The 23,657-nt window shown below is 70.5% G+C and carries 18 protein-coding genes and 8 pseudogenes; 9 read left to right on the top strand and 17 right to left on the bottom strand.

Translation table 11 applies throughout. The features are described from left to right. Nucleotides 1-90: 90 nt before the first annotated feature. Complete coding sequence (locus ACZ6JT_RS03940; RefSeq protein ID WP_469206883.1) at nt 91-690, top strand: hypothetical protein; 600 nt, start codon at nt 91-93, stop codon at nt 688-690. Nucleotides 691-1,191: 501 nt separating this feature from the next. On the opposite strand, the gene ACZ6JT_RS03935 is transcribed toward ACZ6JT_RS03940, so the two are convergent. Then, nucleotides 1,192-1,740: a hypothetical protein gene (locus ACZ6JT_RS03935; protein ID WP_469206881.1), complete on the bottom strand. Its 549-nt coding sequence runs from the start codon at nt 1,738-1,740 to the stop codon at nt 1,192-1,194. A 59-nt stretch (nt 1,741-1,799) separates the two neighbouring features. Continuing rightward, entirely contained in the window at nt 1,800-2,348 is a 549-nt protein-coding gene (locus tag ACZ6JT_RS03930; RefSeq protein ID WP_469206879.1) for a hypothetical protein, read from the bottom strand. Nucleotides 2,349-3,131: 783 nt separating this feature from the next. Here ACZ6JT_RS03930 and ACZ6JT_RS03925 point away from each other — a divergent pair. After that, nucleotides 3,132-3,299, top strand: coding sequence for a hypothetical protein (locus ACZ6JT_RS03925; protein ID WP_469206877.1), 168 nt, complete (start codon nt 3,132-3,134; stop codon nt 3,297-3,299). Between the two features lie 278 nt (nt 3,300-3,577). On the opposite strand, the gene ACZ6JT_RS03920 is transcribed toward ACZ6JT_RS03925, so the two are convergent. From ACZ6JT_RS03920 to ACZ6JT_RS03890, 7 genes and pseudogenes are all read right to left on the bottom strand, one after another. After that, nucleotides 3,578-4,081, bottom strand: a complete 504-nt coding sequence (locus ACZ6JT_RS03920) for a hypothetical protein (RefSeq protein ID WP_469206875.1) — start codon at nt 4,079-4,081, stop codon at nt 3,578-3,580. Nucleotides 4,082-4,104: 23 nt separating this feature from the next. Next, entirely contained in the window at nt 4,105-5,967 is a 1,863-nt protein-coding gene (locus ACZ6JT_RS03915; RefSeq protein WP_469208176.1) for an amidase domain-containing protein, read from the bottom strand. Between the two features lie 321 nt (nt 5,968-6,288). Continuing rightward, nucleotides 6,289-7,950 (bottom strand): annotated as a pseudogene (locus tag ACZ6JT_RS03910) (DNRLRE domain-containing protein); the annotation flags it as partial. Between the two features lie 1,091 nt (nt 7,951-9,041). After that, nucleotides 9,042-10,754: an ABC transporter ATP-binding protein gene (locus ACZ6JT_RS03905; RefSeq protein ID WP_469206873.1), complete on the bottom strand. Its 1,713-nt coding sequence runs from the start codon at nt 10,752-10,754 to the stop codon at nt 9,042-9,044. Then, nucleotides 10,751-12,589, bottom strand: a complete 1,839-nt coding sequence (locus ACZ6JT_RS03900; RefSeq protein ID WP_469206871.1) for an ABC transporter ATP-binding protein — start codon at nt 12,587-12,589, stop codon at nt 10,751-10,753. The genes ACZ6JT_RS03905 and ACZ6JT_RS03900 overlap by 4 nt, the downstream gene beginning before the upstream one ends. A gap of 118 nt (nt 12,590-12,707) precedes the next feature. Then, nucleotides 12,708-13,673, bottom strand: coding sequence for a sterol desaturase family protein (locus ACZ6JT_RS03895; RefSeq protein WP_469206869.1), 966 nt, complete (start codon nt 13,671-13,673; stop codon nt 12,708-12,710). A 47-nt stretch (nt 13,674-13,720) separates the two neighbouring features. Then, nucleotides 13,721-14,524 (bottom strand): helix-turn-helix transcriptional regulator, encoded by an 804-nt coding sequence (locus ACZ6JT_RS03890; RefSeq protein WP_469206867.1) that lies wholly within the window; start codon nt 14,522-14,524, stop codon nt 13,721-13,723. A gap of 552 nt (nt 14,525-15,076) precedes the next feature. On the opposite strand from ACZ6JT_RS03890, the pseudogene ACZ6JT_RS03885 reads away from it, so the two are divergent. Beyond that, nucleotides 15,077-15,376 (top strand): annotated as a pseudogene (locus ACZ6JT_RS03885) (HNH endonuclease); the annotation flags it as partial. Nucleotides 15,377-15,756: 380 nt separating this feature from the next. Here ACZ6JT_RS03885 and ACZ6JT_RS03880 read toward each other — a convergent pair. Both ACZ6JT_RS03880 and ACZ6JT_RS03875 read right to left on the bottom strand, forming a co-directional pair. Continuing rightward, nucleotides 15,757-16,098 (bottom strand): annotated as a pseudogene (locus ACZ6JT_RS03880) (helix-turn-helix domain-containing protein); the annotation flags it as partial. Between the two features lie 175 nt (nt 16,099-16,273). Beyond that, nucleotides 16,274-16,783 (bottom strand): GNAT family N-acetyltransferase, encoded by a 510-nt coding sequence (locus ACZ6JT_RS03875; RefSeq protein ID WP_469208174.1) that lies wholly within the window; start codon nt 16,781-16,783, stop codon nt 16,274-16,276. 251 nt (nt 16,784-17,034) lie between these two features. Between ACZ6JT_RS03875 and ACZ6JT_RS03870 the strand changes: the two genes are divergently transcribed. The 3 genes and pseudogenes from ACZ6JT_RS03870 to ACZ6JT_RS03860 form a co-directional block, all read left to right on the top strand. Continuing rightward, nucleotides 17,035-17,364 (top strand): hypothetical protein, encoded by a 330-nt coding sequence (locus ACZ6JT_RS03870; RefSeq protein WP_469206865.1) that lies wholly within the window; start codon nt 17,035-17,037, stop codon nt 17,362-17,364. Nucleotides 17,365-17,731: 367 nt separating this feature from the next. Further along, complete coding sequence (locus tag ACZ6JT_RS03865) at nt 17,732-17,986, top strand: hypothetical protein (protein WP_469206863.1); 255 nt, start codon at nt 17,732-17,734, stop codon at nt 17,984-17,986. 39 nt (nt 17,987-18,025) lie between these two features. After that, nucleotides 18,026-18,247: pseudogene (locus ACZ6JT_RS03860) on the top strand (transposase); the annotation flags it as partial. Nucleotides 18,248-18,252: 5 nt separating this feature from the next. Here the strand turns inward: ACZ6JT_RS03860 and ACZ6JT_RS03855 are convergent. Then, on the bottom strand, nt 18,253-18,684 hold the full coding sequence (locus ACZ6JT_RS03855) for a hypothetical protein (RefSeq protein ID WP_469206861.1): 432 nt from the start codon (nt 18,682-18,684) through the stop codon (nt 18,253-18,255). A gap of 175 nt (nt 18,685-18,859) precedes the next feature. On the opposite strand from ACZ6JT_RS03855, the gene ACZ6JT_RS03850 reads away from it, so the two are divergent. Next, the gene (locus ACZ6JT_RS03850) at nt 18,860-19,228 is read left to right on the top strand and encodes a hypothetical protein (protein WP_469206859.1); all 369 of its coding nucleotides are present in this window, start codon (nt 18,860-18,862) and stop codon (nt 19,226-19,228) included. 86 nt (nt 19,229-19,314) lie between these two features. Here the strand turns inward: ACZ6JT_RS03850 and ACZ6JT_RS03845 are convergent. The 4 genes and pseudogenes from ACZ6JT_RS03845 to ACZ6JT_RS03830 form a co-directional block, all read right to left on the bottom strand. Next, nucleotides 19,315-19,641 (bottom strand): annotated as a pseudogene (locus ACZ6JT_RS03845) (hypothetical protein); the annotation flags it as partial. 49 nt (nt 19,642-19,690) lie between these two features. Further along, nucleotides 19,691-20,449, bottom strand: coding sequence for a hypothetical protein (locus ACZ6JT_RS03840; RefSeq protein WP_469206857.1), 759 nt, complete (start codon nt 20,447-20,449; stop codon nt 19,691-19,693). 343 nt (nt 20,450-20,792) lie between these two features. Continuing rightward, nucleotides 20,793-21,827 (bottom strand): annotated as a pseudogene (locus tag ACZ6JT_RS03835) (RHS repeat-associated core domain-containing protein); the annotation flags it as partial. Nucleotides 21,828-21,963: 136 nt separating this feature from the next. After that, nucleotides 21,964-22,140: pseudogene (locus ACZ6JT_RS03830) on the bottom strand (IS256 family transposase); the annotation flags it as partial. Between the two features lie 2 nt (nt 22,141-22,142). Here ACZ6JT_RS03830 and ACZ6JT_RS03825 point away from each other — a divergent pair. Further along, nucleotides 22,143-22,481: pseudogene (locus tag ACZ6JT_RS03825) on the top strand (transposase); the annotation flags it as partial. Further along, a complete protein-coding gene (locus ACZ6JT_RS03820) occupies nt 22,478-22,963 on the top strand; it encodes a hypothetical protein (RefSeq protein WP_469206854.1) in 486 nt (161 codons plus the stop codon). The pseudogene ACZ6JT_RS03825 and the gene ACZ6JT_RS03820, both read left to right, overlap by 4 nt. A 32-nt stretch (nt 22,964-22,995) precedes the next feature. On the opposite strand, the gene ACZ6JT_RS03815 is transcribed toward ACZ6JT_RS03820, so the two are convergent. Further along, complete coding sequence (locus tag ACZ6JT_RS03815; protein WP_469206852.1) at nt 22,996-23,487, bottom strand: DUF6233 domain-containing protein; 492 nt, start codon at nt 23,485-23,487, stop codon at nt 22,996-22,998. Between the last annotated feature and the right edge of the window lie 170 nt (nt 23,488-23,657).

Raw genomic sequence — 23,657 nt, 5'->3', positions numbered from 1 at the left:
GGGATGGCACTGATCGCCGCCGCGGGTCACGGTGGCCGAAGTGCCGGCAGGCCTGTCGCGTGCCGGGTCGTGCCAGAGGAGAGGTCCCTGATGTCCGAACGCAATACCGTTCTGCGGAGTCTGCATGATGTGGGGCTTGCTGCTTGGTTCGGCGGCTCACTGATGGGCGCGGTCGGGCTGAACGGTGCCGCCAAGCAGCAGAGCGGCGGCGACTGGGAGGTCGGCGCCCGGATCGCCAGTTCGGGCTGGTCGAAGTGGGCGCCGCTCGGCGCGGCCGCGATTGCCGCCCATCTGGTGGGAAGCAGCGGGCTGCTCGCCGCGAACGCGGCCCGGGTCGTCACCCAGCAGGGCGTCGCCGCCTCCACCCTCGCCAAGACCGCCTTGACCGGAGCCGCGCTGGCCGCGACCGCCTACACGCGCATGCTGGGCAAGAAGATCGAGTACGCCTCCTCGGCGAGCCCGGCCGACGCGGAGAAGGCCGAGCGGCATCCCGTGGAGACGAAGAAGGCCGAGCAGCACCTCGCGGTCATGCAGTGGGTGGTACCGGCTCTGACCGGCGGCCTGCTGGTCCTCAACGCCCTCCACGGGGAGCAGCAGCGTCCCGCGGAGCAGATCCACGGCATGTGGCAGCGTTACCGCCAGCTCGCCCCCCACATGCCAAACCCCGGCGACTGGCACCTCCGCCACTAACCCGCACGACCCCCCAACCCGGGGCTGCCACTCCGGGTGGACGTCGTGGCTGTCGTAGCGGCGTCCAGCTGCGACGGTCCAGAGCCTGAACCGGCCGGCGCCGCGAGATGCCCGCATGTAGCTGACCTCGCCGGCCTCGCACGAGCGGTCGGGCGGCACGGTCGTGTTGCCCCCGCGGGGCGCTGGTCAGGACCGGCTCCCTCACCCGCCCGCAGCTCCATGACGGCGCGCGGGCTGCGCCCGTGGTGCCCGCGGCGTCAACGTGGGGGTATGCCGTCCTGCTCGTACTGATGCGCTCGGCCAGGGAGTGCCGGTGGGAGATGATGGTATGGCTTCCTGGACCGTCGCTGCTGCGCGAGTCCAGGACGAGGGCGTCTCCACCTGGGCTTAACGTGATCGGTTCACCACAGAAGTCGCAGCTCCAGACCAGCGACTCCAGGTCGGCAGGTCGGATGGTGAGCCGCACTGATACCGGCGGATGCCAGCGGTGGATTTGCTCGATCACTGCATTGATCTGTGAACCGACGGGTGGAAAGAGCGCGAGTAGTTCGTCGTAGCTGCTCGTGGTCTGGGAGAACTAAACGCACCCCATGGGTGATGGCTGAGGACGCCCCACCGGAGCCAGTAGTCGAGCCCCTCGACCCGGTAGCGAGCGCCGGCATCGAACCGCAGCTCGCCCACAAGCCGCCGCGCGTTGGCCGGCGCCTGGCGGTGCGGCGCCAGCAGCAGGGTCAATTCGTCATAGCGGACGTCGATCCCGCCGTGACCCGGATGGCTCTCCGGTCCGGCCGCCCCAGCCTCAGAGCGCTGGTTCCACCTGGCGAAGATCGCCCACTGCTCGCGCTCCAACACCACCGCACCCTCGCTCGCGGGCCAGACGCGGTACTCGTCGGCTTCGTCGGCGTGGTCGTAGTTGTAGCCCTGGAAGTAGTGGGGCTTGCCGTCAACGTCGGCGAGGCCGGCGCGAGGTCCGTCGTACCACTCCAACTCGACGTACACACGCTCGAAACCGTCCGCGATCAGCTGCTCTTTCTCCCAGGTCTCAGCCACGTGGGCAGGCTACCGTCGGGTGGTCTCCGCATCCATGATCACGATCTACGGCAGGAGTACTAGCCCGTCGTGATCCGCGCTGTCGGCTGCGCGCCCGCCAACACCGAGCGGATCCGCCGCTCCACCACGACCGCCCACGCCTCCGCCGAGGGGCTCGCGCCTTCCTTCGGCGTGTCAATCTGCGCTTCTATGCCGCCAACGCGCAGCACGACATGCGCGAACCGCTCGGTCGTGAAGCTCAGGCTCTCGTCTCCGACCCCGGCGTCCTTCGGGTTCCAGCAATTCAACAGCTCGCGGACGAGGCCGAGGTTCCGTTTGGCCTGCCCCTCTTCGTTCTCGGCCAGACGGAAGTGCGCGCCGTCACCGCCACCCTCGTTGCCCACGCTCTGGGTCAGCTGATACGTACCGCTGTAGCGCTCGGCGGCGTCCTGGGGCAGGGCGCCGCACGTCAGCAGGCCCCCATCGTCTATGGCCGGGGCGGCGTCTCGCCAGCCAACGGACTTCTCCCCGGAGAGCCGCCAACCCGCGGGCAGTTCCTCTGCCGTGGGCAGCATCTGCTCAAGCCGGTCTTTTGTGAATGGCTGCGTGCCCGGCTTCGCAGCCGGCATGCTCGCCGCCGAAACCGGCCGTGAGGGGCCCTCTGCCCGCTGGCCCTCCCCGTTGGAACAGCTGGCCAGACCGGCAGCCAAGCCGAGTACAACGGCCGTCCCCCGCCACGCGCGTGTCGTACGCCCTTGCACGCCAGCCCCCTGAGCGTCTTCGGTTACCGCAGCACTTCGAACCGTAGCGCGCCCGGACGAGCGACGACAGGGCGTCCGGTCAGGCGGCGTTCCAAGCCCTGTTGGTCCCGGTGCAACGGCGCCGCGAGCAGGCCGAACCGTCGCATGGCGTTCCGGTACCCAGTCCAGAACCTCTCCCTGACCTCGGCGAGCCGCTGGCGCTTCTCGGCGGTCACGTGGGGGAGACGTGCGACGGGGCGCAACACACGCCCAGCTCGTTGGGCACCGGTGAAATCCCCGATCTTTCGCAGTGGCGTCGGCGGGCGCCACCTGGTGGCGCTCGCCCCGCTCTGCCACCTGTGTCCGGACGAGGGCGAAGTCCTGGCCGATCCAGCCCGCACCGTGATCTTCCGCCTCGCTTCCGGAGTCGCCCGCCGGGTTGTCCTGTGCGGCTCCTGCCACTCGGGCCGGCCGAGCCGGGGGAAGGCGGAGCTGAGGCCCGCGGACCTCGCATGGCGGGTGGTGGAGCGCGGTGCCACGGACTTGCTCGACGCCTACGAGGAAGACCGGTGGGTCCCGTGCAGGAAGTGAGCTGGAGTTTGCTGCCGGGCTCGCGCGGTTGGCCTGGACCGAGGAGTCGGTGCGGCGGCCGTCGACGAGGCGGACGACACGGTGTACCGCAGCCGACTGACCCGGATGCTGCACGGAGGGAACGCCTACCTGCTGCTGCGCCACGTAGCCGCCCACGACTTCGCGCTGCACACGCTCCGACGCCTGGTCGACATCCTGACCACAGCGGCAGAGCAACTGCCGGATGAGCCCCTGAACGACGCTGGCTGACGCCCCTACGGGGCCGTCTCGTAGGAGATGGTCGCGCCCAAACAGTCTTCCCCCGGATGTCGCACTAGCGTCATTGCGCGGGCGACATCCTGTGAGGCACCAAGCGATGTGCGCTGGGCGTCGGTGTCTGCACGCACGAGATGTTGGTCGTCCTCCTCGCCGGGGTGACCGAGCCGCGCCTGAAACTGCTCACGTGCAGCTGCGGTACCGCGAAGGGGCGCCGCCCACGCGGTTTCCCACGCAGGCGACGCCCCTTGCCCTGACTTGTTCGGATCAGCTCACCGTACGGTCTTCGAACCGAGTTCGCCGGGCTTCTTCGGCACCCACGGGTGCACGGCGGTGGCCTCCTCAGGGGAGGGTTCGTCCATGGTCACGCGCCAGATGTCCTTGCCTTTCACGCTGGTGGCCCGGACCTGGATCTGTTTGATCTGGCCGGTCTCGTGCAGATAGAGCACGACTTCCTGCCGGAGCGAGCCCTCGTCGTAGAACTCCGCGGTCACCTTGCCGCGGGCTCCCTTGCCGAATGCCGTGATCCAGTTCTCGGCAGTCTTCTCAGGAACGCCCTTGTCGTCCTTGTCGGCGAGCGACGCCAGCTCGTCCACCTTGCCGTCGGCGATGCGCCACACCACCTGCTGGGTGATGCCCAGGGATCCCGTGGACGGGTATCCGACCACGGCGAGCGGCGGGTGGCTGCCGTAGTCACCGGCGTACGCCACGTCTTCGGCGTCGTAGGCCGAGGAGCAGGCGGTCAGCATGCCGACGGCCAACGCGGAAACGGCCACGGCCCGCAAGGCCGGTCCTGGCCTCATCGCGACGTCGGCCGAAGCGCGCCGACCTCGACGATCGGATTGGGACCGGTCCTGTGGCGGGCCATGATCCCCTGGAGGGTGTCATGGGCGCTGTAGCCGTGCTGGGCCACACTGACGACGCCCTGATTGTTTCCGGTCACGACCGCCGCGTGATTGAACACACCGTTGTCTTTCTTCCAGCTGAAGAACAAGATGTCCCCGGGCCGAAGATTGTACACACGGTTGACGTAGCCGGGCTGGCGGTAGTTCAGCATGTGCGTGAACAGATTTTGGGCCCCTGACCAGGTGTGGCTGTTCTTCTTCCACGACGTCCAGGAGGTGTTCCGCCACCAGGCACGGTCCTGCCAGTACGCCCAGTGGCGCATCTTCATGCCGCCACCGTTGTAGAGGGCCTTGGACACGAAGTTGGTGCAGTCGTTGCTGCCGTAGTCCCTCGGGATCCGGCCGGCGTTGTTCCAGGCCCAGCTCGCCGTCCCGGACCCGTTGACGTAGGAGGCCGTGAGGGCGCCGGCCGCCACGGGGTCCGACACGGGGAACCCGTCGTCGCCCAGGAGGATGGTCTCTGCGCCATCGGTCGGCACACCCGTGGTGTCCGCCGGTGTAGCGGCCACCTGCGTTCCCGCCGCAGCCGTGGGAGACAGCTTCTGCCCCGCCTCGCTGTCATCTGATTCGCTCTCGAGCTTCACCGCCCCGCCCGAGACGTTGAACACGAACCGCTTGGCCCGCCGCTCCTCCGACACCTCGTCGACGCCGTTGACCCGCAGGGTCGTCGTCTGGATGACAGTGGCTCGTACCAGCACGCGGGCGGCCCCACCATCGGCAACCATGGTGTCCGTCAGAGCCGAAGAGGCACCCACGTACGCCTGGCCTTGCGTTCCCAGCGCCACGAGCTCCCCGATGAGGGAGGCTTCCTGCACGTCGAGGACCGCCCCGAAGACTGCACCGTGCGGAGACTCGGCCGCCGCCTCGGCCGTGGTGGCGCTGACCCCCGTCATGACCTTGTTCCGGGCGCTCAAGTAGGCCTGGACGTAGTCCTTGTACGGCGTAGTGCCACCGGCCACGGAGGCACCCTGCGCCAGGGCGGAGCGGGACACCGGGCCGCTGCCGACGGCATTCTTCGCTGTCACCGAGACCCGGTAGGAGAGGGCATTGTCGAGCCCGCCGAAGACGGCGCGCAGCGCCGTGCCCTCCCAGGTGCCCGCCACCGTACCGTCGCTCTTCTCTGCCTTCGCCACGTACGTGACGTCACCGGTCGTCCCACTGTCGAGTGGGGCGTTCCAGGTGGCGAGCAGGCCGGTGTCACCGGGGGTGGTGACGATGTCGCCGGCGGCGCCGGGAGCGGTCGGCGGCAGGTACTCGACTGTCAGCTTCGGACGCAGGGCGGGGTCCGCCGCCGCACCGGAGTGGTACGACGCTCCGGCGGCCGTGCCGGGGACGGTGAGGGCCAGTCCCTCGTTCCCGCCGCGGTCGAGCCAGGACTGCACCAGCATGCCGAAGTCGACCTCGGACAGCGCGAGGTCGGAGACGTAGCTGTCGTTACCCGCGGCCGTGAGGAGGTCCTTGCCGCTCTGTGCCGCGGTCCAGGCGGTGGAGAGCTCGTACGCGCTCGGCTTCTGCGCCACGCACTGGGTGGTGCAGTCGGCCCTGGTCAGTGACAGCTTGGCGGAGGTGACCCGGGCTCCCGGCGGGAGCGCGGAGAGGTTCGCCTTCAGGTGCGTCGCCCACAGGTGTCCGTCCGCCGTACCGATCCGGAGCTGCCCGTTCGGCAGCGTGGCGCAGCCGGGCGTGTCGCAGTCGGTCGGGGCGGACGTGCCCGCGAGTGCGGTGCCGGTGAGGGCCAGGGACTGCGTGGCCGGCATCGACGGCAGCGGCTGGAGGCGGACGGTCAGCATCTGCTCGGCCGACCAGGGTGAGCAGCCGACGCTGTCACAGGCTCGTACCGACCAGCGGTAGCTCGCGCCGTCCGCGAGCTTGCCCTCGGGGATTTGCAGGGCGGCCCGACTGCCGCTCTGCACCCATACGGGAGGCAGCGGGAGATTGGGGACCGGGTTCCCGGCCGCGTCCTTCAGGGAGAACTCGGCGCTCACGCGGGTCTGCGCCGGGGTCGTGACGACCGCGGACAGGATGGGCGTCAGGGTCTGCTGGGCGCCGGCCTGGATGTCCTGGGGGGCGTCGGGCAGGGGGCTGACGGTGAAGGTGGTCCAGTTGGACCAGGGGGACCAGCTGTTGCTGTAGTGGGTGCCGTCGTAGGGCGAGGTGCGGAAGCGGTACGTGCGGCCGTGCTGGAGCACGCCCGCCGGTACGACGACCGACGCCGGGGTGCCGGCGGGGACGAACGGCGAGACCAGCGTGTTGCCCACCTGGGTGTTGGTGGCGGCGTCGAAGATCTGGAAGGTGCCGTTGACCGTGTCGCCGTCCTTGTCCGCGAACGTGTCGCGCAGGGTCGGCGTCGTCGTCTCGACGCGCCAGGCGGGGGTCTTGTCCTGGACGAACGGAGGGCCGGCCTCCTGCTTGGTGCCGGTCTGCGGACGGTAGTTGTAGGTGACCGTCAGCTTCGGCGGGTTGGAGGCGGCGTTCGCCGAGTTGACGCGCTTCCACTGCCCGACGACGGACTCCGACGTGGCGCGCAGGCCCATGCTGGACAGCGGGGCCTTCGCGGATGCCCAGGTCTGGACGAGGGTGGTCACGTCGGCGTTGATCCAGCCGTCCGGCGCCGAGCCGCAGCCGGGGTTGCCGCGGGTCTCGGTGGAGGTGGCGTACTTGGTGCCCATGGCGGGCTGGCTCGTCCAGCGCGACGCGGTGCTCGGGGTACCGGAGTCCCAGACCTCCCACGGCTGCGCGACGCAGTCGGTGTTGCCCGAGTGGAAGTTCCACAGGGACAGCTTGGCGTCGGAGACCAGCGCGTCCGCGATCGGTGCCGTGTTCCACGTGATGAAGGAACGTGCGGTGCGGAAGGTGCCGTTCGCGTTCTTCGTGCCGGGGTTGCCGAGGTCGAGCTCGGTGTCGTTGGACCAGTCGACGGTCTCGCCCTGCTGGACGTAGGTGTCGAAGACGTTGCCCAGCGCGGAGGTGGAGGGGTCCACGGTCACCGGATACCTGGTGGCCGGGTCCGCGAGGAACTTCGCGTCCGGCGTGACGACCAGGTCGACCGTGCCCTTGCCCTGGACGACCTTCATCGCGACGGGCACCTTGCGGGTGTGCTCGCCGGAGACCGGATCGACGGTGGAGTCCCACATCACCGGCGCGGGCATGACCGCGGTCTTCTTGCTCTTGCGGTCGGTGAACTGCACGCTGCCGTCGGCCTGCTGCTCCACCTTCAGGCCCTTGGCCACCAGCGGCAGGGTGTAGGAGTAGTTCTCGCCGGCCGGGCGCTGCTTCAGCTCGACGAACTGCTCGAAGCCGCCGCGGGTGGCCTCGATGACGACGTCACCGCCGGGGACGGCGTTGGTGTACTCGGCGCGGGCCCCGTCGAGCTTCGGGGACGGCAGGGCGCCCTTCCACTTGAGGGTGATCTGCTGCTCGCCCTCGCCCAGCGTGACGAGGTCGGTGCTGGTGTAGTTGACGGACGGCGCGGCCTGGGGGGTGGCCTTGGCCATCCGGGGGACGCTGCCCGCGGCCAGCTTGAGGCCCTGCGGGTGGGCCTTGGACGCCACGGACCCGTCCGGGCCGTGACCCAGGGTCACGTCGACGGCGCGCCAGGCGCGTGCCTGCTGGTCGTAGAAGCGGATGGGTCCGGCGGCCACTTCGGTCGTGAGCGTGCCGTTCGGGTTCACCCACGTGGTGGAGGTCTCGGACCGTTCGGAGACCGCCTCCACGCGGTGGCCGCCCGTCCGCGCGGCCACCCGGGCGCGCGCGAGGTTGAGTTCTTCGGTCACGGCGCCGGGCTTGGCCGCGGCGGCCGTTGATGCAGCGGCGTCTGCCGGGTGTGAGCTCTGGATCAGGGTGGCGGTCACGATGAGTGCCGCTCCGCCCGCTATCCAGTGGGTGGTCCCCCAGGGCCCTCTTCCACGGCGTCTTGCCGCGGAGAAGCGAGTAGCCATACGTCCTCGGTCTTTCTGCGAGTACCCGATGATCTAGGTACGAGAGGAGCAACGTAGCGCTCTGACCAGGGCGTTCTTTCCCGGAAACGGGCAACTGGGGCATAATCTCGCCACGGTGACTCATTTGTGATGTGCCTTGCCTCCGGACTCTGCAGCACGTCCTGGAGCCAGAACTCCGTCGGCCTCGCCCCTCAGAGGTGATGGTCTGCGGGAGAGTGTCAGTGGGGCATCGTTGCCTGAGTGTCACTGACACAGCCTCAGTGACCTGCTGGTTGGAACTGACGGGTAGTGCCGACCTGTTGCTGGCATGCGTGACGACAGCCCAAGTCATTCTCCCGCCGACTGCTATAGACAGGTGCGAGTTGGTGCTGGTCAGAGGCTCCCTGCAGGTGTGAAGCTGTGCTCCGGCAGTGGGCATTGTCGGGCGGTGGTGTCCCTACGACGGCCCGACGGCTACCAGCTCGGAGCCGAACGGGCCCCGCGTTGGAGGCCTACGAACGGAAGGTGATCAAGGAGAGGCTCACCGAGTTCCGTGTCCGCGCACCGGCCAGGCAGGCGGCTGCCGTCCGCGCTCCCTTCCGGACCCGATAGGTGACGTACGGGCGGAGCCGGACGAACCCGCGCCGGGGCCCGCGGCCGGACCGCGCCGGCGCGGAACTGGTGGGCGGCCCGCCGGGCGGCCTGCTGCCTTGCGGGGGCGCGGTCGGCCCGCGCAGGAGGGCGTGGACGGCGCGCTGGTGGCGTCGGAGTCCGGGCAGTTGGGGCCGGGCGGCGGGACCGCCTACGGGGCGGTGGCCCGCTTGAGCACGGTCGGCGTCTTCCAGCCCGCACGGGGCCGACGGACCTGCTCCGGCAGGGCCGTCGGCACGGTCCGACCGCCGTGGTCCGGCTCGTCACGCGCCGCCCGGAGCCAGGGAAGCGTTCCAGAAAGCGGCGTAGCGGCCGCCGAGGCGCAGCAGCCCGTCATGGCTGCCTTCCTCCACGATCCGGCCGCCGTCCAGGAAGATGACGCGATCGGCCCGCTGGACGGTCCGCATCCGGTGCGCGACCATCACCACCGTCCGGCCGGCCATCAGGCGTTCGATGCCCTCGTGGACGGCTGCCTCGTTCACCGGGTCCAGCGCCGAGGTCACCTCGTCCAGCAGTACGACGGGCGCGTCTTTCAGCAGTGCCCGCGCGATCGAGACGCGCTGGCGCTCACCGCCCGAGAGCAGCGCCCCGCCCTCGCCGACACGCGTCAACCATCCACCGGGCAGGCGCTCGATCACCTCGTCCAACCGCGCCGCCGCCGCTGCCGCCCGTACCTCGGCGTCGTCCGCGTCCGGGCGGCCCAGACGCACGTTCTCCTCGATCGTGCCGTCGAAGAGATAAACGTCCTGGAAGACGATGGCGAACTGCGCCACCAACACCTGTGGGTCGACCGCACGTACGTCCACACCGCCCACGCGCACGGCCCCCGCGTCCACGTCGTAGAACCTCGCGAGCAGCTGCAGGAACGTGCTCTTGCCGGAACCCGAGGGTCCGACCACGGCCAGCCGTTGTCCCTGCGGCAACCACAACGACAGGTCGTCGATCACCGTCCGGTCGCCGCGCCGGAAGGAGACGGACTCGAACTCCACGTCGTGCCGTACCGGCTGGACCGGTTCTGCAGCTTCCGGCAGTGGCTCGGTACGCAACACCGCGTCGAGCCTCTCCAGCTCGTGACGCGCGCCGCGCATCTGGCCGCCCATGTCCGCCAGGGACAGCAACGGATCCGCGCAGCGGGCGGCCAGCACCAGGATCGACAGGACCTCTGCCGCACCGATGTCCCCGCCGAGCGCGAGGTAGGCGCCCAGGGCCAGCACCACGGTGAACGCCATCTGTACCGTGAGCGTCAACCCCACCACCCCGGGCAGCGCCGATAGCGCGGAGCGCCGGGACGCGCGCTCGACGTCCCGCAGCGAGTCGTCGAGCAGCCTGAAGCGTTCGACGGTCCGGCCTCCGGCGCGCAGCACCGGCTGGGCCTGGAGGTACTCGATGACCCGCCCGGTGGCCTCGTGGTCGCGTGCGTGCCGGTCGGCGTCGGCGGCGGCCATCGAGCGGCCGGTCCGGATCTGGATCACCGCCACGATCGGTACGGCGGCCGCCGCGGCCAGACCGATCTGCCAGTTGAAGGCCAGCATCACGACGACGATCGTCAGGGGAGTCACGCAGGCGGAGATGAACGGGCCCAGCAGGTGCGCGATCGCGCTCATCGCCTGGAGGACGCCGCGGCCGGCCAGGACGGACACTTCTCCGAGGCGGCCCGCGTCGTACCAGCCCAGGGGCAGTCGTGCCAGATGATCACCGAGACGGTGGTACGTGCCGCGCAACAGCGTGGCCCCGGCATGGAAACCGGACCGGTCGCTGACGTAACGCAGTACCGCATAGCCCGCGACCGCGGTCCCGAACGCGATCAGCCAGAGCCGCGCGTCTTCGGGCGTGCTGCCGAAAAGGGCCCGCAGCACGGGAACCAGTAGGGCGTAGGACAGGCCCTCGACCACCGCGGTCGCGGTCATCAGGGCCACGGTGCGACGCACCGGCCGGGCGTATTCGCGGCCCAGCACGCGCAGCAGCATTCGGATCATCGGGGCCCGCCTCCTTGAGGTACGTCATCCGGTGTCGCGACCTGGTCGGCCGGCGTCGTCCGCCGGGATTGCCAGAACGCGGCGAACCTTCCGGGGCGCGCCAGCAGATCGGCCGGTCTGTCTTGTTCGACGACCAGTCCTTCGTCCAGCATCACGACGGTGTCGGCGTCGGCGATCGTCTCCAGGCGATGGGCGATGACCAGGACCGTCCGGTCACCCCCCAGCGTCGCCAGTGCCCGGCGCACCGCCTGTTCGGTCTGCGGGTCCGCGAAGGCGGTCGCCTCGTCGAGCACGAGGACGGGCGCGTCGGCGAGCAGTGCGCGTGCGAGCGCGATCCGCTGTGCCTCGCCACCCGACAGACCGGCGTCCTCACCGACCACCGAACGGTATCCGCGGGGCAGCTCGAGGATCCGGTCGTGGATGTTCGCCAGCCGGGCGGCGCGTACCACGTCGTCGAGGTCGGCGTGCGGTACCGCCAGGGCGATGTTGTCCGCGACCGATGCACGCAGCAGGCGGACGTCCTGGAAGACGTAGGAGACCGTCCGGTAGAGCTCCCGGCTGCCGAGCTCGCGCAGATCCACACCGCCCAGGGTCACCGAGCCGTGGGTCGGGTCGAAGAACCGCGGCAACAGTTGCACCAGCGTGGACTTCCCGCTCCCCGACGGCCCCACGATCGCGGTGGTCGTGCCCGGTTCGAGCACCAGGTCGACGCCGCGCAGGACCTCGCGATCGGCGTCGTAGCCGAACCGGACGCCGCGCAGTTCCACCCGGTGACCCCGCGGCGCCACCGGGTGCGCGGGCTCGGGCAGCGGCCGCACGGCGAGCACCTCCCGGATCCGGCCGACGGCGCGGCGGGCCGCCTGCATGTCGTCGAACCCGTGGCCGAGGGCCGCCACCGGAGCGGTCAGGCCCAGTCCGAGCAGCAGGAAGGGCAACAGGTCGGCCGGAGCCATGCCACCGGTGGTGATCAGAGCCGTACCGCCGATCAGGACGACCGACAGTACGAACGGCGGCGACAGCACCACCTGCATGCCGGCGGCGACGCCGGCGAGCCCGCGCACCATCCCGAGGAAGCTGCCGACGAAATCGTCCACGGCCGTGAGGAACCGACGGTGGGCGCGCCCCGACGCGCCGAACGCTTTGACCACCGCGATGCCCTGGACGAACTCGACGACGGAACTCGAGATCCGTCCCATGGCCGCGTCGAACTCCTCCTGCTCGCGCAACCGGGCCGGGGTCATCATCACGGGGACCAGCGCCACTGCCAGCACGACCGGTATCAGCGTGATCAGCGTGAGCCGCCAGTCGATGGTGAACAGGTAGACCAGCGACGCCAGAGGAACCACGAAGGCGGAAACCAGCTCCCCGGGGGCGTGGGCGATGAACGGGTGCACGGCGCTGACGTCGTCCCCCACCACCTTGGCCAGCTCACCGGTCCGGCGCCGGGAGAACCAGCCGATCGGTACCCGCCCGAGCTGCCCGGCCAGTCGCCGGCGGAGGGTCAGCTGCACCTGGCCGTCCACGACGTGTCCCAGTCCTGACGAAGCGGCCGTGAACAGAAGCCGGAGGAACAGGCCCGCGGCACCCTCGACCACGACGATCCGGACATGGCCGGCGTCGAGCGGGCCGGGCGCCAAGAGGGAGCGCCCCAGTTCCACGACGGCCAGCAGCGGCATCAGACCCGCGAGGGCGCCGATGACCTGCAGCGTCACCACGGCGGCGAAACTCGCGTAATGGGGGCGCAGCAGCCCCTTCGTGCTCTCTTCCGCCGCGCGATCGGCAGCGGGCGGTGGTGCGGACCGCTCCCTGGCCTCGGTGAGGTCGGTGGTGGTCATGCTCCTCCTGTCTTCGTCGATCCCGCCGCGACGTGGCCCGGAACCGGGCCCGCGGTCATGGGGATGCGTGGGGGAGTGGCGGTGGCCACATGAGTGATCAAGAACGCCCGGACGGACGTCAGGAGCGGGTGCCGGTCCGCGTCGCGCCGGTGTCCGGCGTCCCCGCTTTCGGCATCCCTGTTTTCGGCGTGTCTGTTTTCGGCCGGTCGGGCCGAAACGGTTCGGCGAGCTGGGCGAGGTAGGAGACCGGGTAGTCGGGTTTGGCGGCCATGCCCAGGTCCTCGGAGGTGAACCGCCGGTCCGGGTCGTAGGTGTAGGTGCGCATGGCGTGGTCCCAGACGAGGGTGAACAGGCCGAAGTTGACGTCTCCGATGCCGGCCCATTTCAGGTGGTGGAACCGGTGGCCCTGGTTGAGGGCGAGGACCTTGGTGAGCGGCCCGGTGCGGTAATCGGCGTTGGAGTGCTGGAGCAGTAGCTGGACGGCGACGGCGAAGGCCAGGACGGAGGCGACGTCGAGGGGCATGCCGAGCAGCAGCAGCGGCGTGACGCCCCCGAGGGTCTCGAGGCTCTGGTGGAGGGGGTGCTTCATCAGACCGTTGAAGCCGTAGAAGCGCGTGACGCTGTGGTGGACGGCGTGCAGCCGCCACAGCCAGCCGACGTGGTGGCTGGCGCGGTGTACGAGGGTGATGCCGACGTCGGCGACGGCGACGGCGAGCAGCACCTGGCACCACAGCGGCCAGCTGTCCGGCCACGCCCCCGAGGCCGGTGCGAGCGCGGCGGCCGCAGGTACGACGGCCAGTCCGGCAAGGGTGAACACCTCGTTGACGAACGCGTGGACGGTGTCGCGGCGGCCGTCCCCGCGCGGGGTGTTCCACGCGGGCAGGTACGGGAGCACGCGTTCGGCGGCGAACGAGCAGCCCACCGCGAACGCCAACAGCACCAACAGCCACGGTTTCGGGGCTCCGGCGCTCACCAGCCAGATGGCGGCACCGTTGACGCCGAGCAGCATGAAGGGCACGTACGCGTACCGGACCAGGAATCGAGCGGGGGCGGCAGCGGGCGCCGCGGCGGTCGTTGTAGGCATACCAGCAGCCTCGCGGCCGCAGTGCCCGGCAGGCTTGAACGGATCCGCTACCGGCCCCGCCGCGCATCAAGGCCGTCGGCCGTCGGCGTCCAATGGGCGGCGGCCAGGGCCTGGGAGGGGGTGATGCCGAACATGGCCTTGCACACGCGGGTCAGGTGGGCGCTGTCCGAGAACCCGGCGGCGTGCGCGGCCTCGGTGGCGTTCGCCCCACCACGCACCGAGACGATCGCGGCGTGCAGCCGCGCCCACCGCACCGCCGCCGGGAACGACCAGCCCAACTGCTCGGCGAACAGGTGCCCCAGCCGGCTCGCGGACACGCCGGCCCGGGCGGCGACCTCGGCCACCCGCACCGGTCCGTCCGCCACCGCGCCCGGCAGCGCCGCCAGCGCCGCTGCGACGGCCGGGTGCCGGGGCTGCCCGGGGGCAGCGGCCCCGAGCCTGTCCAGCGCCCGCAGCACGCCGGCCGCCGACACGCCGACGGGCTGCGACTCCGCCTCGGCGAACACCGACGCCGCGGCGGCCCAGCCGGCCACCCCGCCACGGGCCGCGGTGTCGTGCAGGGCGCGGCCGGCGGTGGTGTCCGCGTCGAGGTAGACCATCACCCCAATCGGCGGCGGCCCCGCTGCCGGACGCACGCGATGCGTGTGCCCAGCGGGGATGACGGCGGCTCGTACGGGCAGTTCGTCCCGCCCGTCGCTCAGCAGCACTCTGCCGGACCTGCACGCCAGTACTTGTACGGCGGCGTGCGCGTGCTCCCGGGCCTTGCCGATCACCCCGGCCACGACCAGGCGGCCCGGCGCCGCATCGACCTCGACCCGCCACGCGTCGGCACCACCCCCGGACGACGCCACGGACCCCAGGGTGCCCGTGCTCAAGGCTGCCGCGCCGGCGTGGACCCGGGCGGTACCACCCGGCCGGCCGTGACGGGCTTCGGCGCGGTCGCCGGACCCCCGACCGGCCGCAGGACCCCGGCGGGTACCCGTCCGCCACCACCCGCGGCGGCGCGCGCACGGCGGGCCGCGGGCCCACGGAGCGAACGCGGGACGCCATCGCCCCCGCCGATCCACGGGCGCCGAACGGGGCCCGACGCGCCCGCCGCCCCGACGGACCGATGCGGACCGCCGAGGTCCTTTGCCAAGCCCACGCGCGTGATCCTCTCCACCCGTCCTCGTCCGCCCGCGAGAGCCGACGACGGTCACGTCCGGACCGGCCCCCGCCGGAACACGGGGAGTATACGGAGGGAGAGAGCACCTGGCGGCGGGGGCGCTGCCTCCAGGACGCTTTCCCAGCGAAATCCGCTACGCGGTCTGCGACGGCAGCTCATTCTCGGGCGTAAGGCACGACCAGGCCGGAGCTCACGGCGTCGATCCCCTGCCCGTGGGCGCGCGGCACCGGCCGGCCTCCTGCACACCGCGCAGGACGCCGAGCCCGCCAAGGCTCCCGCGCTACCGCTCGCCACCGAGGACCGGACCGGCTACCGGCGGACCTCGTTCCGGCACTGGAACGTCGGCGACATCCCGGCCGACGGCTGCAACACCCGCCAGGAGGTGCTCTTGGCCGAGGCGGTCGTCTACCCGGAGATCGGGCCGGGCTGCACCCTGACCGGCGGGGCGTGGTGGTCGTACTACGACGAGCGGGAGGTGACGCCGACTGGTGCGCTGGACATCGACCACATGGTTCCGCTCGCCGAGGCCTGGGACTCTAAGTAGGCGGAGTTGGGCTCGACGCATCATGCTGCTCCCGCGTACTGACAGCCTGGGGCAGGACGCGTCCGGTCGCTGCGCCGGGCCGTCCCGGGCGGCCGGGTCTGTCTCGGTTGCGAAGGGACCCTCGCTAACCGTGGCAACATCGGCGCCTGCGTGGTCTGCGGAACTATCGGACCACGACCGAGTCGGAACACCTGCGCGGCCTGCCGCCGCCGGCAGGCCGCGGCGACCCGCACCTGCCCGGCCTGCGGCAAACCGGCCGAACTGGATCCCTGCTCGAACTGCCGCCCTCGGCCGGTGACCGCATGTGCGCTCTGCTGTGCCACTGCATTCGGGACCGTACATGGCCGCTCGGCCCGGTCTGCACCGCCTGCTACCGGACCGCCCGCAGCCACCCCATGCCTTGCCCGCTGTGCGAGCGGACCCGGGTGCTGATCGGCCGCGTCGACGGGCATCGGATCTGCGGGCCCTGCGCCGGTGTCCCCGAGCGCTCGCTCGACCGCGACCGGCTCGGCCTGGAGTAGGTCGGCCACCGTGCAGTCGAGCGCGGCGCAGATCAGGTCCAGATCGTCCAGCCGCAGCGTGACCGGCGTACCGCCCCACAGCGCCGCGACCTTGCTCAGCGACGGCGTGAATCCCACCGCCCGAAACGCCTCCAGGACCTCGGTCGGCCGCCATAGGTCCCGCTGCGCGGCCACCGTCCGCAGATTCCACTTCACCGCAAGTTCCCCTTGTCCATCACCAACCGCGCCGCCGCCCGGGTGCTCGCCTCCACCTGAGCAACTTCCGGATCCGACTGCGCGGTCGCTAATGGTGTGCTCGGGTATTGGAACTCTCTGAATGCCTCCCGCTTCCGTAATTTCGCTCGGGTCGCCGGCGTGCTGCGCTCCTGTATCAGGTCAGCTCGGTGCGAGGGTCGATAGCCCAGTGGTTGGTTTGCAGGACTCGACCGGCGAAGGGCACATCTTGCTTGCCCAGGAATCGGAAGCCGAGCGTGCGGCAGATGCCGTTAGACGGGGCGTTGGTTGTTGCGGGGAATGCGTGTACCAGCCCCCACCGGCCGTCGTCGCGGGCCAGCTCAAGCAGCTTGCGGACGCCCCGCTTGCCGAGTCCCTGTCCCTGGTACTCCGGCAGCACCATCCAGCCGATCTCGGAGATGCGCTCGCCGTCTTCGTCGTGGGGCCACAGGGTCACGGTTCCCGCGACCACGTCGAGCTCGGCCTCATCGGGCACGATCATCTTTGTCCAGTCGGTGTCCGCTGCCATTCGTTGAACATCACGTTGGACCTTCGCCTCCATGCCTTCGCGCGGCAGCGGTCCGCCCAGCTCGGCCATCATGACCGGGTCGCATCGCATCCGGACGTAGGCGTCGACGTCAGCGTAGTCAACATCACGTAGCAGCATCTGTATTGCTCCCTTGTCTTTGGTTTCAGACGTCATGGTGGCGGCTGCTGACTTCGGCTGCGTAGGCGGCCCCAGTCTCCGGCGGCGGCTCGCTGCCATTTCACGGCGACGGCGACGAGTGTCGGCGTACTTCTCTGTGTGCACCGCCAAGTACAGAGATGTGTGCACCGAGGTAGCTCCCGTTCTGTGGCCGGGTTCAGTCCCGTAACGTCTGTTCTCTCAAGGTCTGAGAGTGGTGAAGGGGGGATCTCTTGGAGGAGAGCGAGGCACGGAGGCGTGCAGAAGAGTTCGGTCGGACCCTGACCGACCGTTGGGATGAGTGGGCCTTCAGGCTTGGCCTGGTGGCGACCCCGATCAGCAGGGGCGTCTATGGCTTCACCTGGTATCCCACGGCGAAGGACGAGCAGGGGCGCCAGATCCGGGTCGGGGGGAACTGGCCCATCATCGTCGACCAGGACACCGGGGCATGCCGACTCGTGCACGGGATGAAGGAGATGGCCGCGCTCAGGGGCATGACAGGAGTCGGCGTGGTCCGCTTCGACGACGCCAGCACTCGTCGGCGGCGCCGCAACGGCCGCTAGCTCATATGACGGAGCCGCCGGAGGAGCCGTCAATTGCCAGGCTGCGTCTGCGTCGCGTTCGATGGCGGCAAGCCGGTTCTTGAGAGGACGGTGGCGACGATGCCCTTGGAGAGCCAGCGCATCGCGGTGCCGGCCCGTTCGGTGTCGGCCAGGGCGTCGTGAAGGGACTGGAGCTTCGGGTTGATGGAACCTGTGTCGCGGCCCTGGTGTTGGTGACCGTGACGTTGGGGACCACGGCCGCGACGTCGGCCGGGATCCCGCTGTTCCCGGCCACCTTCACACGGACCTCGCCCCACGCCGGCACCCGCACGGCCTGCGCGGCGCCCGTGTCTGGTCCTCGGCCCGAGCCGCCCTGCTGTCCCAGCGCATGCGTGAAGACAACACCTATGTCGGCGCCCTCCACGCCCCACCCGGCAGCGTCGTCGCCTTCCGCACCGATGCCGTCTACCTCACCGGCCCTCAGAGCCGGCCCTACCACGGCCAGCCCGGCGACTACCTGCACAAGGGCCACCTCGTCGGCCCCGTCCCGGCGCCGACCACCGAGGACGAGCTCCTCAACCTGCGCGACGCCGGACGCGCAGCCCTCCAGCACCAGGCAGCCACGCCCGCCGGGGGAGCCTGATGCTGATGGCGCTTGCTCGACAGCCCGATCGTGGTGGTGCTCACCACCGTCCGCCTCCCGCCCTATGCGCCCGACTTGAACCCCGTCGAGGCCGTCTGGTCACTGGTGCGCAGAGCGATGACCAACACGGCCTTCGACACCCCTGACGACCTCGACCGCACACTCCGCCGCGAGTTACGCAGAATCCGGCTCCGACCCCACCTCATCGACGGCTGCCTCACCGCCACCGGCCTAACCATCAACCCACCGACCCCACCCTGAAAACCTCAGTAGCTCCCCTGCGGCGCCGGCGGCCGCACCCACGACGCAAACCGCTGACCAGGAGCTGCATCGGCGCGCCAGTACCGCAGAACCGTTTCGTGCACGACCTCGAACCGTTCCGCGGCGATGAGACAGGAGACGGGTTCCAGCCCGCCCGCGTCCGCCTCGAAGGCAACGAGAACAGGCGATTCTTCGCCGATCTGGCGGGTGACTCTCGCGACTTCCTCGCGTGTTGGCGGACGGAAGACCGGATCGAGGAACTTCGCCGGACAACTGACGAGGGTCGGATCACCGAAGACGAGCTCCAAGCCGTGGTAGTAGGTGAGGTCATGCCCGGCCGCGAGCCGAAGCTCAGCTGCATCCCAGGCGATGACGTCCCACTCCCACCAGGACCCCTCAGGCAGCTGCATGCCCACCTGCTGCCGCTGCGAGTCCACCCTCAGCCCTCTCATCCGTTCGAACAGATCGACAGGCTACACACGGACCCAGCGCGATGAACTCGACTTCCTACCCGCCTGAGGTGTCTGGGCCGCCATCACCCTCATGACCCGCAGGATCGTCCAGAAGAAGATCTCCAGAGACCGACGCCAGGACAAGCGAGAATAGGGCCTCGTGAACGACGCTTCAAAGTGGCCCATAGGCAAGCTGACCGGACTCCGCCTCGGGAGGAGACTGGTGGCGGAGGTCCCGGCAACGCGGACAGACCGCCGCGCATTCGTGGACATCACTCCCAGGCAGACCCCCCGCGACTCCGAGGCACGCGCGCAAGGCTGGGTCCACAACGACACGGACCGCACCTTCCGGCTTGAGCACTGGGAGTACGCCAGCGAACTCATCGACGGCTTCGACTACGACATTGGGGCAGTCCTCGTCGCCTCCGCGGAGGCGCTCGACGAGTCTGAGCTAGCAGACGTCCTAACCCAGTGGCAACTCAGTCCCCACCAGTTCGTCTACCCCTGGGACAGCGATGACCCCAAGTAGCCGTGGGGGCATGCCTCAACGAACACAATCCCCACTCATCATGAGCGGCTCAGACACAGGCACGACAGGGTCTGGTGGCCGGTCGGTCAGGGGCGGGTGGGGCTTGGATCGAAGAGGGGATCGAGCGGTTGGCCTTCGTACCCGACGACGAGACAGGCCGCGGCCACCGGTCCCCCAGAGAGCTCCATGAGCCGGGCCAGGGCCGCCGCCTCGGATGGCAGGCCGGCCGGGTCGAGACCGAGGGCCCGGGCCGCGCGGTCGCGTCGCCGGTCGAGGTCGGGCAGGTCCTCCCGGTACTCGTCGGCGACCGCCAGAAGTTCTTCGGCCGTCCGCCCGAGAGCGTCCCGCCACCACGGCGCCACGAGGCGCAGCCGCACCAACTCCGGCAGCCCGAGTGCGAGTGGGCCAGCCTCGTCGTGTACGGCGCGAAGGGCTTGTCGTTCACGACGAAGTCGGCCCAGGTCACGAGGCTGCCCCCGGACCCTGCTCGATGCGGTCCAGCAGGGGCTCCGCCCACTTCGGGAGGGCGGACGCCGCCGGGCGGGGCGGGCGGGGGTCGGAGGTGATGCCGATGCCTCCCGCCGGGTCGCCGTACACGAACCGCTGGGACCACCCCAGCCAGGAGCGGACGAACAGGTTCGCGCTCCACGCCAGGGCCAGCGCGCCGCGCAGCCCGGGGACCTCGTACCAGTAGCTGGTGAGCACCACGGCGCGGGAGACCGCCTCGTCCGGGTCCCCCGGCCGGGAATCGGCGGTGAGCCCGGCGGCCAGCACCGATGCCGCGAACCGATTGTCGGCGAGCAGCCCGCCGCTGTCGCAGACGACCGCGTCCAGCAGGTCCGCCGGGAGGCCGGCGGCGGCATGCTCCAGCCTCGCCAGCAGCTCGGGCAGGCCCGGATCGCCGACCGCCTCCGGGTCGGGAACCACCCTCAGGTCGACCGGCAGCCGCTCGTCCCCGGTACGGGCGGCCAGCAGGTGCACGTACGCCAGCGCGCGCAGGGTCTGCCAGCGGCAGAGCGTGTCGAGCAGCGTGGTCCGGGAACTGCGGAAGGCGAGCCGCACCGGCCAGTCGGCCGCCCGGACGTCGTTGCCGAGCGCCCGCAGCTCCGCCGGCACCGGGGCCGGGAAGACCCGGCTCTGGCCGGGGTCGTAGGACGGCTCGGCGCGGTAGCCCGGCCAGCCGGGTGCAGGATCGCGGGGGATACCGCTGCGGCTACTCATTGACTTCGTCGTCCTTCGGGGTCCGCCACTTCGCGGTGTCCTTGCCGTCCCGCGGAGTGATGTAGTTGGAGAGGTCCTCCGGCTCGATGTGGTACGCGTGGATCATATGGTCCTGGCGGATGATGGCCACCGGCCTGGACGGGTCCAGGGTCTTGTCCATGATGATCTGCGCCCCCGTGTCGCTGTCGACGTAGTTGGCCGGCGATTGCAGATGGCCCCGCAGGTACTTCTCCAGTTTCACCCCGTCGTTCCCGATGCCCTTCAGGTAGTGGTTGTCCTTGCCGCTCTCCGCCTCGTTGAGCTGGTGGTCGACGCCCTGCGCCGCCCGGGTGCTGTCCGAGTGCGGGGCCAGCCCGAAGGGGTCGCACCACCCGTGGGGGTTGGCAACGTACGCCACCGGGTTGGGGGCCGCCGCCAGGCCCAGCGGGTCCGGGCTCAGGTAGCGGGCGGTCTCGGGGTCGTACGTGCGGAAGTAGTTGTGGTGCAGGCCTGATTCGGCGTCGAAGTACTGGCCGGGGAAGCGCAGCGGCGTGTAGGCCGTGGCGTCCCGGTTCCAGGCCGTGGATCCCCACAGTGTGGAGCGGCTGCGCCAGGCCAGTCCGCCGCGCTCGTCGACGAGTGCGGCGGGTGCGCCCACCAGGTCGGTGACGATGGCGTAGAACCGCTCGTTCACCACCTCCTGGCTGGCGCCCAGGATCCGCTCCGTCTGCGCGAGCGGCTGCAGGCCGCGGTGGTCCCAGGTCACGGCGATCCCGCCGGCCTCCTGCGCCGCGGCGGCGGTCCGCTGCTCGCACAGCACGGTGCCGTCCCAGGTGAAGACCGTGCGCTCGGCCACCTCCAGGCCGTCGGGCGTCATCTGTTCCTTCGCCGTCCGCCGTCCCAGCGGGTCGTACGTGTACCGCCAGCGCGTCCCGTCCGGGGTGGTGACGGCCGTGATTCGGTCCTCGGCGTCCCACTCGTAGCGCCAGGTGTCGGGCTTGCGCGAGAGCCGGGCCTTCTGGCGGAGCACGACCCGGCCGAGGACGTCGTACTCGTGGCGGACCCGGCCCGCGCCGATCAGCCGGGTGCCCTCGTAGGTGCGCGGTCCGGTGGCTTCCCCGCCTCCGGGATGGGCGTCGGGCCAGTGCGCGGAGGTCTGGTTGCCCACGTCGTCGTAGGCGTAGTGCTCGGTCCAGTTAAAGGCGTGCACCGCCGTCACCCTGCCGCGCGGGTCGAGGTCGAAGCTGCGCGGGCCGGCCAACAGATCGTCGACGCCGGTCAGGACCCCGTCGGACCGGTAGGTGTAGCCGCGGCGCTGCACCACCCCCTGTCCTGCACCCGTGAGCCGCTGCTCCACCAGCCGGCCGGTCTCGTCCCACGCCTGGTCGAGGGTGACGGCGTCACCGTAGGTACGGCTGAGCTCCTGGCCCGCCGCGTCGTGCGTGAAGCCGATCCGGCGGCCGGACGTGGTCAGGGCCACGAAAGCGGTGTTCACCACTCGGTTGGCGTAGAGGTTTCTCGTTGGTCTGGTTGGCTCACACTCGTTCGGCGGAGAGGCGGCCGTCGAAGGCGATGTCGAACGCGTTCATCGCCTCTTTCCAGCGGCTGGTCCACCGCTTGCGGCCCTCCCCGGTGGGGTCGAGGGCGAGGGTGGCGAGGTAGAGCCGTTTGAGGGCGGCGGTCTCGTTCGGGAAGTGCCCGCAGGCATTGACGGGACAATCTCAACACCCATCTGGCCGCCGGGCTGAAACAGTACGAGGACGAGCATGACTGGCTCACCACCGTCCGCCTCCCGCCCTATGCGCCCGACTTGAACCCCGTCGAGGCCGTCTGGTCACTGGTGCGCAGAGCGATGGCCAACACGGCCTTCGACACCCCTGACGACCTCGACCGCACACTCCGCCGCGAGCCGCGACGTCCTCGCCTGGGCCGGAGCGGTACCCGCTTCCGGCTGACCGGACGTGCACGTGCAATCGACGCCCGGACACCGGGTGTCGCTCGTCCGAGGCGGTTTCGAGGCGGGGCCGTGTCGCATCGGCGGGCCCGGCATTGACCAGACATGACCACGATCAAGCGCGCGCGGCGGTGGCTGCGCCGGCAGTGGTGGCGGTGGCGGCACCCGCCGCTCCCACCGCCACGGCCGCCCCGGCCTACAAGTGCGCGAGCAGCACGAAGGACATTGACGACAGCGGCTATGACGGGCCGTGGCCGGACAACTGGAAGGTGAAGGTACGGACGTGTGCGGCACGGTCCGGGGGCACCGTGTACGCGTACGCCGAGGTGAACTGGGACGGCCCGGCGTTCCGTGAGGTGGATGACCCGACGATCTTCGACGGGGCCAACCTGCGGTTGCAGATCAAGCAATCCAGGAAGGGCACCGACCTCGCGGTGGTCGAGCGGGATTTCCCTGGGCTCGAGGAGCGGCTGGAGGAGTCGAACGCCGACGATCAGCCATCGGGCCGGCGCGGCCGCGATCGCCGACTCGGTGCTGTTCCTGGACTGGCACGGCGACGGGCGCGGCTACCAACGCCATGACTACACCGGGTCTCCGACCGTCTGACCGGTGATCAGTCGCCGGGGGCGGGCACGTCGTCCTGGCCGTGGGTGAGGATCGGCAGCAGCGTTTCGGCGGCGTCGCACACGGTGCACGCGGTCGTGCCGGGCCGGGCGAGGGCGTCGAGCGCCTGCATGGTGCCCAGCGGGTGCGCGCGGTCGGTGGCGCTTGGGCAGCCTTCGGCGTGGACGGTGGCCGGGCGGCCGTGGGTGCGGCCGTCGAGCAGCCACGCCCACCGGGCCGGCGTCGAGGTGCGGGTGCGGGGGGGGGGGAGTCGGCCGAGGTCGACGCCGGGCAGTGGGCGCAGCTGTTCGGCGGTGACCCAGGTGCTGTACTCGGCCGGCTCGACTCCGCCCCCGGCGGCCGTCTGCCAGAGGGGGACGCCGATGCGGTACATCCATAGGCCGGAGTCGAGCTGCTGTCGTTCATAGAGCCGGACCCGCTCGATGGCCTGCCCGTCGGGGAGGACCAAAGTGATCGGGGCCGACGGGGAAGGGTCGGACACGGTCAGGTGCGGGCCGGCTGTTCCTGGCGGGCCTGCTGGCACTGCTTGCAGAGCGGGTTCCCACCCACCCCGTAGCGGCACGTGGAGGTGTGGCTTCTCTGCACCAGGGACACGCGGTGGGCGGGCCACCTTGAGGAGCGGTGGCGTTCGTACGCCGGAGCCGGCGGCTC

The sequence above is a fragment of the Streptomyces sp. NPDC046308 genome, assembly GCF_055588065.1.
Note: the sequence above shows the minus strand (reverse complement) of the source record. Positions and strands in the feature narration are given on the sequence as shown.

Coding starts and splice junctions, on each gene's coding strand:
- ACZ6JT_RS03915 (WP_469208176.1), bottom strand. CDS start 5,967: ATGCCGGCCACGCAGTCCCTGGCCCTCACCGGCACCGCACTCGCGGGC.
- ACZ6JT_RS03930 (WP_469206879.1), bottom strand. CDS start 2,348: ATGCCGGCTGCGAAGCCGGGCACGCAGCCATTCACAAAAGACCGGCTT.
- ACZ6JT_RS03905 (WP_469206873.1), bottom strand. CDS start 10,754: ATGATCCGAATGCTGCTGCGCGTGCTGGGCCGCGAATACGCCCGGCCG.
- ACZ6JT_RS03840 (WP_469206857.1), bottom strand. CDS start 20,449: ATGAGTAGCCGCAGCGGTATCCCCCGCGATCCTGCACCCGGCTGGCCG.
- ACZ6JT_RS03940 (WP_469206883.1), top strand. CDS start 91: ATGTCCGAACGCAATACCGTTCTGCGGAGTCTGCATGATGTGGGGCTT.
- ACZ6JT_RS03900 (WP_469206871.1), bottom strand. CDS start 12,589: ATGACCACCACCGACCTCACCGAGGCCAGGGAGCGGTCCGCACCACCG.
- ACZ6JT_RS03875 (WP_469208174.1), bottom strand. CDS start 16,783: ATGCTGCTACGTGATGTTGACTACGCTGACGTCGACGCCTACGTCCGG.
- ACZ6JT_RS03865 (WP_469206863.1), top strand. CDS start 17,732: ATGCGTGAAGACAACACCTATGTCGGCGCCCTCCACGCCCCACCCGGC.
- ACZ6JT_RS03895 (WP_469206869.1), bottom strand. CDS start 13,673: ATGCCTACAACGACCGCCGCGGCGCCCGCTGCCGCCCCCGCTCGATTC.